This is a genomic window from Pseudomonas parafulva (assembly GCF_000800255.1).
GTDB classification, from domain to species: Bacteria; Pseudomonadota; Gammaproteobacteria; order Pseudomonadales; family Pseudomonadaceae; genus Aquipseudomonas; species Aquipseudomonas boreofloridensis.
Window position 1 is genome coordinate 3,461,745 of record NZ_CP009747.1, and the last position, 12,794, is coordinate 3,474,538.

The following is a 12,794-nucleotide window of genomic DNA, read 5'->3' on the forward strand; positions in this document are numbered from 1 at the left end:
CCGCACTACTCAAGATCCCTCAGGCGCTCAAGCAACGCAAGCAGGGCGGTCTCAGGATGTCTGAGCTCGCACTCCCACAAGACCAGAACGTTCCATCCATCACTCTCCAACCTCTGCATTACCGTCAAGTCTCTTTCAACATTGGATTGAAGCTTGGCCGCCCAGAAATCGACTCGTGTCTTGGGCAAGACAGCATATTTACATCCAGCATGGCGATGCCAAAAACACCCATGTACAAAAATACAGACCCTGAGTCTAGACAGTATAATATCCGGTTTTCCCGGCAGGTCTTTGCGATAAAGTCGGAACCGGTAGCCATGGGCGTGCAGAAAGCGCCTGACTGTCATTTCCGGCTTGGTGCCCTTCCCTTTGATGCCAGCCATCATGCGGGATCTTGTGGCGCGGTCGACGACATCCATTTAGTACTTCCTCAAAACAGCGTGGTTTCATGAGTCGTAGCTATCCCATCCAGGTCGTGGATCTCTTTGCAGGCCCAGGAGGTCTCGGAGAAGGCTTTTCCTCTCACTCCAGCAACAATGCTGAGACCTTCGAGATCAAGGTCTCAGCCGAGATGGAGATCTCGGCTCGCTCCACTCTGCGACTCCGGGCTTTCTACAGGCTGCTGAAAAACCAACAACCCGAGGCCCTAGAGGATTATTACAACTTTTGCGAAACAGCAGATGTAGCGGAGCCCTACACAAACAGAAGTCTTGAGGCCTGGAAGCATGCTGACAACGAGGCGCAGCTGCTGGAGCTGGGCACAGAAGAAGGCAACATCCGGCTCGACAGAATGCTGGAACATCGCCTCGACGAAACCAAACCATGGGTTTTGATCGGCGGCCCACCATGCCAGGCCTACTCAATCGTCGGGCGTGCAAGAAATCGCGGAAAACTGGACTATCGAGCAGAGGACGATCATCGACACTTTCTCTATCGTGAATACCTGAGGATCATTCAAAAGAAAAGACCCGCAGTCTTCGTGATGGAGAACGTGAAAGGGATTCTTTCATCGAAAGTAGCTGGCGAGCAGATGTTTCCACAGATCCTGCGAGACCTCGCTGACCCGGACGCAGCATTGGGAGAAAGCGAAAACGGGCCAAAGTACAGGATCTGTTCGCTGGTAGCCGACGACATCTACGAAAGCGGAGCTGACCCGGACAGCATCGAACCAAGCAACTACATCATTCGGGCCGAGAACTACGGCGTTCCTCAGTCCAGGCATCGAGTGATACTTCTCGGTGTTTCCGAGGAGTATCTAAACGCTCTTGGAGATCACAAGCTATCATCAGTCCAAGGACCATCAATAGACAAGGTCATCGGCTGCCTACCGCCCTTGCGAAGCACTCTTACCAAAGTAAAGGACTCTCCTGATGTCTGGGCAGATACCGTGCGTGAGCATCTGAGGGAGCTGAACCAGGAGTGCCTTCTACAGGTACCCGATATGCCTGAAAGACTAGGTCTAGCCACAAAACTCGGTATTCTCGCCAGCAGCTACGATGGTAGAGACCTGAACTCGGGAGGATTACGTGTTCTCAAAAAGAGTGCATGGAATGGCGTGACAGGCACCCACCTCGATGGCTGGCTGCAGGATCCTCGGCTCAAGTATTGGCTCAATCATGAAGCACGAGGGCACATGAGCTCCGATCTGCGTAGATACGTTTATGCTACCGCTTTTGCCGAGACATACGAGGACTCGCCCAAAGGCCACCATGACTTCAACCTGCCAGGACTCGAACCAGACCATAAAAACTGGAAGACCGGAAAGTTCAGCGACCGCTTCCGGGTACAGAGATCGGGCATTCCCTCCACGACGATAACCAGCCATATCGCCAAGGACGGTCACTACTTTATTCATTATGATCCCAGACAATGCAGAAGCCTGACTGTCCGCGAGGCCGCCCGACTGCAAACTTTCCCTGACAACTATTTCTTTCTCGGAAACAGAACGCAGCAATTCCATCAAGTGGGCAACGCAGTTCCACCGCTTCTGGCTCGACAGATTGCAGATGTTGTAGCGCGCATTATCAGAAACGGAAAAGACACGAGATAGAGTCAATCCAGGCACTACATGCTCGACAGGGAGAGTTCACTTGCCACCGTCATTCAAGAGTCGAAATGCCCCTCCAAAGGCCAGCGCAATGGTCGAGGCACTGCGTGGGCTTGGCTACAACACACAGACAGCACTGGCCGACATTATCGACAACAGTGTAGCGGCAGGTGCGTCGGAAGTCAGAGTCGAACTAATCTGGGCAGAGACAGAGAGCCGAATTACCTGCCTAGACAACGGCACTGGAATGTCAGCAGCCGGGCTTGATCTTGCCATGAGACTGGGCGAGCGAAACCCGCTAGAGGAGCGATCAAAGTCTGATCTTGGTCGTTTTGGCCTTGGACTCAAGACCGCCTCCTTCTCACAGTGTCGCAGGCTGACTGTAGCGACAATCGGCACCGACAACATGCAGTCTCTACGCTGGGACCTCGACTACCTAGCCAATAGCCATGATGGCGGCTGGCACCTTCTAGAGGGCCCCCACCAAGGCTCGGAGAAATGTCTGGCGCCTCTTTCTGATGCAGGCAAAGGAACAATGGTGCTGTGGGAGGAACTAGACAGAATTATTACGCCAGGAAGTACGGTTCAGGACTTTCTTAACCTTGCCGACAAGGTGGAGCAGCATCTCGGAATGGTCTTTCACCGATACCTTGAAGGAAGCAGGCCCCGCCTCAGAGTTCTGCTCAATGGTCAGCCCGTAAGGCCGTGGGATCCCTTTATGACGGACCATCCGGGAAAGCCATACAACCCTCCCGTATTCAAACATCCATCCATCAGAGGTATCGAGGCCGAATGTCATGTTCTACCGCACAAGGACATGCTTTCGCCTGAAGACTTCGAGCGCTTGGGCGGCCCTGATGGCTGGACAGCGCAACAGGGATTCTACGTTTATCGCAACGAACGCCTTCTGGTAGCAGGCAGCTGGCTTGGGCTGGGAACCGGTAGATCTTGGACAAAGGACGAAGCCCATCGCCTGGCCAGAATCCGGATTGATATCCCGAACTCTGCAGATGCCGACTGGAAAATCGATATCAGGAAGTCCACAGCACGGCCCCCCATCTATCTTAGAGACTGGTTGACCAGCTTAGCCGAAGCGACCCGTGCCCGCGCCAGACGAGCTTTTGCCCATAGAGGACGACCAACATTGCTTGGCAACAAGCAGGTTGCTGAAGCATGGAAGGTCGAACGGCTCGCCAGTGGAATGCGATACAGAATAGATAGCGACCACCCTGCAGTAAGAGACGTTCTGGATGAAGCAGGAACATTGCTCCCCCAGATCAAGGCAATGCTGCGAGTTATCGAAGAAACCGTTCCTGTCCAGCGGATATGGATTGATACGGCAGAAAACAAGGATACCCCGTGTACGGGGTTCGAGAAGGCACCATCCAGCGAGGTCAGTGAGATTCTGATGGTCATGTACCGCGGCATGGTCGAGAGGAAGGGATACTCAGCCTCCTCCGCCAAGGAACAACTCCGAGCGACAGAACCCTTTCATGCCTTCCCTTACTTGGTAGATGCTCTGCCTGACAATTTATAAGGAGTCGTAGCGAATGTCCGAGGACAACAAATGGAGTGTGGTCAAAATCGTCCAGGAAATGCTTGCAGACGAACAGGACAAGTCAGCAATTACTCCGACCCTGATTTCGCAAAAGATCGACATGGTGCTGAAGATCATGCCGACCAAGGCAGAAGGGCTCGACCGCACCGCTGTCACTGACGAACTCATTAGGCGATTCAGTATCTGGGTTGGTGATGATTCGTCGCTTGTCGATATGGCCGGGCACATACCCTGGCTTACCAGCGAGCGAAAGAAGGAGTGGCGCTACTGGCGGCGATACAGAGAATGGCAGGAGAAGAAACTGCCATGGAGCGCTATAGAAGCACTCGACAAGACAACCGACAATATCCTCTCGATGCTCGAAGATCCGAAACGCGAAGGGTCATGGGATCGTCGCGGTATGGTGGTTGGTCATGTGCAGTCAGGAAAGACAGGGAACTATACGGGCCTGATCTGCAAGGCAGCCGATGCTGGCTACAAGATAATCATCGTACTGGCAGGCCTTCACAACAACCTGCGTTCCCAAACGCAAATGCGACTGGATGAAGGATTTCTTGGCTACGAGACCAGCCCCATTGAGGGTGAAGGCAACGTTGCAATTGGAGTAGGAAAGATTGATCCTTCACCGGCTCTACGCCCGCAGTACGTAACCAATAGGACAGAGACAGGTGACTTCAATACCAAGTTCGTAAAGAACCTTGGCGTATCGCCTGAACAGAAGCCGTGGCTTTTCGTAGTAAAGAAGAACAAGACAGTCCTACAGCGCCTTTTGAAGTGGATTCACAAACATGTGGCTGAAACGACAGACCCTGAGACTGGCCGCCCATTGGTAACGCATCTCCCCCTTCTGATCGTTGACGACGAGGCGGACCATGCATCAGTGGATACAGGAGAGAAAGTTGTCGACGACAACGGCCAGCCGGACCTTGAACACGAGCCAACGGCAATAAACAGCCTCATTCGCCAAATATTGCACTCCTTTTCAAGAAAGGCCTATATCGGCTACACCGCCACGCCGTTTGCGAACATCTATATCCATGAACAAGGCGAGACCACCAAGGAAGGACCAGACCTGTTCCCGGCAGCATTTATCACCAATCTCTCAGCCCCATCCAGTTACGTAGGTCCATCAAGAGTATTCGGGCTGGCTAGCGAAAATGGGCGACTCGGTGCGCTCGATCTGGTTCGCCCGGTCACGGACCAGTGCTCGGAAGATGGCAAGAGTGGCTGGATGCCTGTTAGTCACAAAAGCAGTCATACACCCCCAGATATCATGCCGCCCTCACTTATCGAGGCAATACAGGCATTCATCCTTGCATGCACAATTCGACAACTCCGTGGTCAGGGAGCAGAGCACAGCTCCATGCTGGTTCACGTTACCCGCTTCAACCTTGTTCAGCAGCATGTACACGGACAAGTCTACGATTACGTGATGCATTTGAAACAGCGTCTCAGACGACGCATTGATCATCAGGGCGCTCTATCCGAACTGCGTAGCCTGTGGAGCCGTGACTTCTTGTCAACTAGCGACAGCGTTGAAAAGCAAACGTCGGAGTCGCCTCACCGCACAATTACAGACTGGATTGAGATAGAACAGGCTCTACCGGATCTGCTGGAGCAGATCGATGTGCGCATGATCAATGGTACGGCAAAGGATGCATTGGACTATGCCGACAGCGCCACGGGACTAAAAGTCATTGCCATCGGCGGTGACAAACTGGCACGTGGGCTTACGCTTGAGGGACTATGCGTCAGCTACTTTCTCCGCGCCTCCAAGATGTACGACACACTGATGCAAATGGGCCGCTGGTTTGGCTATCGACCAGGCTACCTAGATTTGTGTCGCCTTTACACCACGGAAGATCTAGTCGAATGGTTCGAACACATTGCCGATGCTGCCGAAGAGCTTAGAGCCGAATTCGACTTCATGATGGATAGCGGCCTTACGCCACGCGACTATGGTCTCAAGGTAGTGTCCCATCCCGTGTTGATGGTCACATCACCGCTGAAAATGCGGACGGCAAAAACCCTGCATCTGTCTTTCAGCGGTGACATTGTCGAAACGGTCAGTTTCTTCAAAAACCCTGCAAAGCTCGAACAGAACCTGGGGGCTTTCAACTTCCTTGCCGATAGCTTGGGAATGCCGTCCTTAATCCCTTCTCAGAGCCGAAATGGCCGAAAAGACAACTGGAACGGTGTGAATTGGGTTGATGTTCCGGTGCAGCCGGTAGTCGACTTTCTAAGGTCGTATCAAACGCACCCGGATTCCCGGAAGGTTAGAAGCGATCTACTCGCGAACTTCATAGAGGAAATGAGCCGCATCGGCGAGCTTACCTCTTGGACTGTTGCCGTAATCGGTGGTGGTGTTGCGGAGACGGAGAACGTTGCGGGCTTTCAGATCAAACGCATGAAGCGAAAAAACAAATCTCTGGATACTGACGATAAGTACTCCATTGGCCGCCTGCTGTCACCTCAGGACGAGGCGCTGGATATCGATGAGCCGGCATGGAATGCCGCACTTGAGTTGACGCAGAAAAGCTGGAAACCCGACCCTAGTCGCTCAAGAGGCAGAGAATTGCCTGAGGTTCCAAGCGGCCCCTACATCAGACGTATCCGTGGCCTTGGGGCCGACACCGTAGTCCCCGCCCCCGAAAGAGGGCTGCTGCTGATATCTATTCTCGACCCGGAGCAATCTGACGTTTCAGGCGTTAAAACTCCTATCATTGCATTTGCTATCAGCTTTCCTTCGAGCCATGCGGGGAAATCAGTGCCCTATGTCGTCACAAACCTTCTGTGGGAGCAGCAATATGGCGGCGCTGAGTAGCACCGATATTCTAGGTACTTGGAGGGCGCTTCCCGGTAACGCATCGATCCCCGGATGGAGATCCATAGATCTCTTTCAGTCAGGCACCTGTCGAGTAAAAGCCGCTAGGCATGCTCCCGGAAATGAAGAGGCCATTCTGATTGGGTTTTCGAGTGCCAAGTTAGCTCCAACCTCACAGCTACCCCAAGGACAGGGATTTCGCATGGAAAGAGCGACTCTTGGCGAGACTGCTGGCGAATATCAATGGCTTGCAGTCGTTCGCCAATCTGCGGGCAATCTTGAACTGTTTGCCACTGTTGTGACGGATGTCTGCGGGCTTATTGACTCATCCGATAGCTACCCTGAAGATCTGCTGTATCAACGGCTGCTTGGAAGGGTACGCGGATGGCAGGAGTTCATGCGCAGGGGCCGTGAAGGACTTAGCGTCGAGGCAGAACTGGGGCTTGTAGGTGAGATCTGCCTGCTGCGCTACCTTTTTGATGAAGGCGTACCGTTTTTTTCTGCAGTTGATGGATGGAAAGGACCGCTCGACGGCCTGCATGACTTCCAACTGGGGACAGGCGCAATAGAGGTCAAATCAACAATGGCCACGGAAGGCTTTCCAGTGAGGATTGCCTCTTTGGACCAGTTGGACGACTCCGAGTGCCCGCCACTCTTCCTTGCAGCGCTCCGCTTTGGATCGAACGAGTCGGGCATAACTCTTCCCGAGTACGTATCGAATACTCGCCATCTTCTGGAGCCCGATCCTGCAGCGACAAGACTTTTCGAGCAGGCACTCCTTCATGTCGGCTATCTGGACATGCAGGCAGAAACCTACACACGTCGTTTTTCGTTAGGCGAGATCAGGATCCATCTCGTGGATTCGGAATTTCCTAAGCTGACACCTTTCAACATCCCTACACCTATTCGCCGAGCGCAGTATGAACTCGATCTGGCATTGCTTCAGGTCGATAACTGCCCTCTTTCGGATGTGCTTGAGAAACTTGGAGTCGTTTGATGGAACTTGTGGACTTTCTGCGAGAAACGCAGGCATCAATCAGAGAAGAAATAGAGAAAGATGTTGCTCCAGGTGCAGCGCCGGTTCCTGCCGAGGCCGTTTTCACCGAGCAGGTAATGACACATATGGCAGATGAAGGCATCACCTTTGAGCCAACGGTCTGTCATTACGAGGCAAAAGTCGGAGGCAGCATCGGCGGGAAAAGCGCGGCCTATAAGGTCAGAATCAGTGGCTACTCGGTGTCCGAAACCACAGACGAAAATGGAAGCCCCGACAGGCTCGATCTTTTTGTCAGTCTCTATAAGGCACTGGACGAAATCGAATCCCTTCCCGACCAAGAAGTAGGCAAGGCGGCAAAAGAAGGCCTGCAGTTCCTCAGGTTCTGCGCAACCGGGCAGCTAGCCGGAAAGCTCGATGAGACCAATGATGCCTACGCGCTGGTAACGGAAGTCGAACGTATCTTCAAGACACTCGACAACATAAGGATCTTCATAATTACTGACGCGCTGGTCAAAACAAGGACCTACGCCCCCCATGATGTCGAAGGCAAGCAGGTCCGACTTGAAGTCATGGATATTCAGCGCTTGTTTAACCATTGGCAACAAGGCCGACCGCGCGATGAACTAATAGTCAATTTTCAGGACCTCTGCGGAACAGCGCTACCAAGCGTATGGGTTCCGGGCTCAGGTGACGACGAGTATGACTATGCTCTGACAGCAGTACCTGGTGAGGCACTACGCTTTCTCTACGAAAAATACGGCCCGCGCATTCTTGAAGCCAACGTACGCTCATTCCTTGGGGTAAACAGCAAAGGAGTGAACAAGGGGATTCGCGACAGTCTGCGGAATAATCCTGACCGTTTCATGGCATACAACAATGGCATCGTTGTTGTGGCCGATGCCGCCAAACTGGACCGCGCTAAAGATGGATCAACGGGCATCCTGTGGCTGCAGGGTATGCAAATAGTTAACGGCGGGCAGACGACTGCCTCCATCTACTTCGCCAAGAAGAAAAATCCTGAGATAGATCTGAGTAACGTACGAGTCCCAGCCAAGATCATCGTGCTGCGAAATGGGCAAGGTGATGACGAAGAGCTGATCTCGAATATTTCTCGCTATGCCAACAGCCAGAATGTCGTCAAGCAGTCAGACCTTTCCGCCAACAAGCCATTCCACCGTGAGTTGGAGAAACTGTCCATGCGCACATATTGTCCGGATGGTGTGGGCCGCTGGTTCTACGAACGATCAGCAGGAAGCTACAAGGTGATGCTGGAAAAGGAGGCGACTACACCTGCTCAAAAGAAAAAACTGCAGGTTGCCATCCCGACATTCCGCAAGATCACCAAGCCTGATCTAGCGAAGTTTCTGCTCACTTGGGAGCAAAAACCTCATGTTGTTGGACTGGGTAGCCAGAAGAATTTTCAGGCATTCATGGATGAGCTAGCCGAACGAGAGGGCGCTGGGGGAAATGTGATCCCGGACCAAGAGCAGTTCAAAGAAATGATTGCAAAGGCAATCCTCTTCAAGTCTGCCCAGAAGATTATCAGACCCTTGTTCCCCGCATTCCAAGGCAACATCACGGTCTACACGGTCTCGGTGCTCGCGCTTAAAATGGGTAATAATTTCAACTTTCAACGTGTCTGGCAGGAGCAAGCCATTTCACTACAGCTGCAAAGACAACTAGCAACTTGGGCGCATGAGGTAAATGAAGCACTTCATCGCGGCGCTGGTGGAAAAATGATCTCCGAATGGGCCAAGAAACAAGAGTGCTGGGGACAGGTAAGCGATACTCGCTATTCTGAATTAGAGAAAAACATCCCAGAGCACTTCACCCCTGAAACTTTAAAGTGAGAAAACAAACTTGCTATTTGGAAGCAGGCGCAACAGATGACTACGTAGTAGATATAACCCAAAAAACAGTCTAAAATCGCTGAAACTTTACCTTTCCAAATACACTTTTATGAAAAAAATCTTGAAATATCTGTTGAACAGCTTTATTAATCACAACTCAGACAGCCACCCCAAAGACTTCCGTTAACACGAGTTAAATTTTATAGGGATATTAAATATGGATATTTCAGCGGGGCAAAATTTAAGAAACCTAGCCGACTCAGAGCTAATACGAATACTAGACTCACTCCCTAAAGATCCAATATCAAAAATGACCTTATTCATAGACATGATGAGGTTTCTAGATTATTTTACCGTATATAAAGACTCGCTACCTAAGGAGCAAATAACTTCGACCTCAGAGTCAGAGCTATATAGACTTGGCTGGGGAATGGCCATAAAGCATTTTTTTGTAGACATCGGAAAGCCGGGAATACCAGTTAGGGAAAGTACTACCGGAACAAGAAAAATTGCAGCTCAAGTATTGTATCGACTAGGGGCGATCGCCTTCCTAAAAAACATTTCAGACTTAAACTGTACCGGACTGATAGATATCCACACCTCCACTGACCAAATAACAGTGACTGCACGAGAAGAGATCACATATCAACTTATGGATGCACTACAGTCCACATACGCATCTCAAATCGATCTAGCGGTAAGAAAAAACACAACCGGCTTCTCAAATGGATGGAAAGTTTTTAGCTTTGATGAAGAACCCGATGAAATAAAGGCTGTTGGTGCATTCTATGGCTTCAATAACTCCAGCCTACACAAAGACAAAAAAATTGAAAATGTAAGAATACTGATGGAACCATTGATATTCCCTCATGACTTGGGACATGGAGTCATGATGGGGTACGGTGCTGACCCTCGAATAGATAATCATTTCTTCTCTCTAGCCCTTGACTGGATAAGAGAGGCACGAGACCAAGCAGGGCTTCATCCTAGTGTAAAAATCAACGGAATAAGCGCCGTACACATCATAGTCGTCACTGCTGTGATCATAGCACTGCATACTAAACACATTACATTTGCAGATATAGCACTCCATAAAATAAAGGAAATATCAATACCGCAAAGCCTGACCATCTGGACCACGCAAAGTGACCTTATAGATGCAGTTATGGCTCATACAGGCTTCGAGAAAGACCTGATATCTGAAATTCTCGACATAATATCTTTTAAAATATCAGACCTTTCCACATTCAAAAGCGGCAGTTATATTTCACCACTACTACTTGACATGGGCAATGGAATGTTTCTTCGGCCCGTCGCCAGCATACTCAGAAACCCATTTCATTCAATGATTGAACTACTCACGCAAAGAGACATAAATACAACCAACGCTATCGCGCTCCCTAGAGAGGATTGGCTTAGAAGCCACATTTATTACATGTTCATGGGAAATCGATACAAGCGGGTAACAGGAAATATTAAGTTACGAAATGCAGGACGAACAATTACCGATCTAGACGGCGCTATTTATGATACTGTTTCAGGAAACCTTGCGCTCTTTCAGTTGAAGTGGCAGGACTATTTTGTTTTTGATGTTAAAAAGCTTCGAAGCAAGGCAAAAAATCTTGCTTCCGAGATAGATTCATGGGGGGAGGCTGTAGAGTCATGGCTGAAAGATAAAAGTTCAGATGAACTCGTAAAAACGCTGCGACTGAAGCTTCCAGAAGGAAAGTCAATTACCAGAATTTATCTTTTTGGAATTTCTTGGTCGGCCTTCCGTGTTCAAGGGTATGGCTACAGCCGCGAGGCCAGCCATGTAGCCTGTTGTAACCTTCCAATGTTTCGTCGAGTTCGCTACAGCATTGGGAAAAGTATTGATGTATTTGGTGACATCTTTGAACAGCTATTAAAAGAACAAACACACATAGATGAAAACATAAAAAAAGAGTCCTTAGATCTATATCTACCCGGGATAAAAGTGAGACTCAAAGACCTGTTCTTTAGTTACTGCCCCCCCCGAATCTTGTCTGCGTGATCTGCTCTTGGTCGATTTTTTCTTGTCGTCATCTGCAGCTGCAGGCAGTTTACTGCCAATCATGGTTATGAAGCGTGCTGTCAAATTGACTGCAAAACGGGTGGTCACGTGGGGCGCTGTATTCCAATTGGTATTCCAATAAAAAATTGGATCTATATAAATATTATAAATCAATATCTTACCAGCCGGATTCAAATTACCCCGGCATAGCAGCTTCATAATGCTTGATGCACTAAAGCCACAAAGCTCTCCACTGAGCGCTTCAGAAACTTTGCGCTCGGGCTTAACATGAGCAGGAGTACACGTACGCCAACCAAAAGTAGGCGTTTATCGGCCCGAGCACAAAAATCCGACAGTGTCCCGATAACCTTCATAGTAAGCTCGTCGCGGTCGGGATAACGTTCCCAGACTCACGCATCATCAGCAAGCAACACTACCGTCTGACTCCCGCAGGCCATGCACTAAAAAATCATCAACACCGCTCCCCCCCAAAGCAGGCTAAGACTTTCAGGAAGAAATCGGATAATGCCCATCCCAACCTACGACCAGTTCATCGAGCCCATCCTGCGCTTCCTAGCCGCCCACCCGACAGGCTCGACAGCGAGCGAGGCCCACGAAGCAGCCGCACACGCCTTGGGCCTGAGCGAGGCACAGCGGCAAGAAACCATCGCCAGCGGCCAGCCCACCTACAAGAACCGTTGCGGTTGGGCACACGATCGGCTTAAGCGCGCAGGCTATTCCAGCAGTGCCAAACGCGGCTATTGGCAACTGACTGAAACGGGCCGCGCCTTCGCTCAAACCAATCCCACGCCATTGAGCCCGGCACAGGTCGAGCATCTGGCCATGAACTACATGAGTGTGAGGCTCAAGACAGCGCCGGACGCCGCCTCTTTGGATGACCTCAACGACACCTCCACGCCCATTGATCAGGCCGACCTCGCCACGAGCAGTCCGCAAGAGCGCTTGAACCAAGCCATCCTCGAACTGCGCACCAGCGTTGCTGGCGATTTGCTCGATAGCTTGCTGCAAGCAAGCCCGACGCGCTTCGAGCATATTGTGCTCGACGTCCTGCACAGCTTAGGGTACGGCGCCAATCGTCAGGCTCTGCAACAAGTGGGCGGCAGTGGCGACGGCGGTATTGATGGCGTGATCTCTCTGGATGCGCTGGGCCTAGAGAAGGTCTACGTACAGGCAAAACGTTGGCAAAGCACCGTTGGCCGCCCCGACCTGCAAGCATTTTATGGTGCCTTGGCCGGGCAAAAGGCCAAACGGGGTGTATTCATCACCACGTCAGGCTTCACCGCCCAAGCCGTTGACTTCGCTCGCTCGGTAGAAGGGCTTGTCCTCGTCGACGGCAAACGCTTGGTCAACCTGATGCTCGACCACGAAGTGGGCGTCAGTTCACAGCTCTACAAGGTGCCCAGGCTCGACAGTGATTACTTCGACGAATCCCTTGGCTGAGCAATAACACCGCAGACCGGGCGGC

Annotated in this window: 8 protein-coding genes; 7 read left to right on the forward strand and 1 reads right to left on the reverse strand. The window is 51.2% G+C overall.

What is annotated here, in order from left to right; translation table 11 throughout:
- Window positions 1-5: 5 nt before the first annotated feature.
- On the reverse strand, window positions 6-419 hold the full coding sequence (locus NJ69_RS15025; RefSeq protein WP_039580361.1) for a very short patch repair endonuclease: 414 nt from the start codon (window positions 417-419) through the stop codon (window positions 6-8).
- Between the two features lie 29 nt (window positions 420-448).
- Here NJ69_RS15025 and NJ69_RS15030 point away from each other — a divergent pair, with 29 nt between their 5' ends.
- The 7 genes from NJ69_RS15030 (at window position 449) to NJ69_RS15055 (ending at window position 12,769) form a co-directional block, all read left to right on the forward strand.
- Window positions 449-2,050, forward strand: a complete 1,602-nt coding sequence (locus NJ69_RS15030) for a DNA cytosine methyltransferase (protein ID WP_039580364.1) — start codon at window positions 449-451, stop codon at window positions 2,048-2,050.
- Between the two features lie 88 nt (window positions 2,051-2,138).
- Window positions 2,139-3,584: an ATP-binding protein gene (locus tag NJ69_RS15035; RefSeq protein ID WP_039580365.1), complete on the forward strand. Its 1,446-nt coding sequence runs from the start codon at window positions 2,139-2,141 to the stop codon at window positions 3,582-3,584.
- 13 nt (window positions 3,585-3,597) lie between these two features.
- Window positions 3,598-6,429 (forward strand): Z1 domain-containing protein, encoded by a 2,832-nt coding sequence (locus NJ69_RS15040; RefSeq protein ID WP_039580368.1) that lies wholly within the window; start codon window positions 3,598-3,600, stop codon window positions 6,427-6,429.
- Entirely contained in the window at window positions 6,413-7,426 is a 1,014-nt protein-coding gene (locus NJ69_RS15045) for a PD-(D/E)XK motif protein (protein ID WP_039580371.1), read from the forward strand. The genes NJ69_RS15040 and NJ69_RS15045 overlap by 17 nt, the downstream gene beginning before the upstream one ends.
- Window positions 7,426-9,276, forward strand: a complete 1,851-nt coding sequence (locus NJ69_RS15050) for an AIPR family protein (RefSeq protein ID WP_039580374.1) — start codon at window positions 7,426-7,428, stop codon at window positions 9,274-9,276. The genes NJ69_RS15045 and NJ69_RS15050 overlap by 1 nt, the downstream gene beginning before the upstream one ends.
- A gap of 217 nt (window positions 9,277-9,493) precedes the next feature.
- Window positions 9,494-11,308, forward strand: a complete 1,815-nt coding sequence (locus NJ69_RS22655; RefSeq protein ID WP_155290537.1) for a hypothetical protein — start codon at window positions 9,494-9,496, stop codon at window positions 11,306-11,308.
- Window positions 11,309-11,833: 525 nt separating this feature from the next.
- The gene (locus NJ69_RS15055; protein ID WP_039580376.1) at window positions 11,834-12,769 is read left to right on the forward strand and encodes a restriction endonuclease; all 936 of its coding nucleotides are present in this window, start codon (window positions 11,834-11,836) and stop codon (window positions 12,767-12,769) included.
- Window positions 12,770-12,794 lie beyond the last annotated feature (25 nt).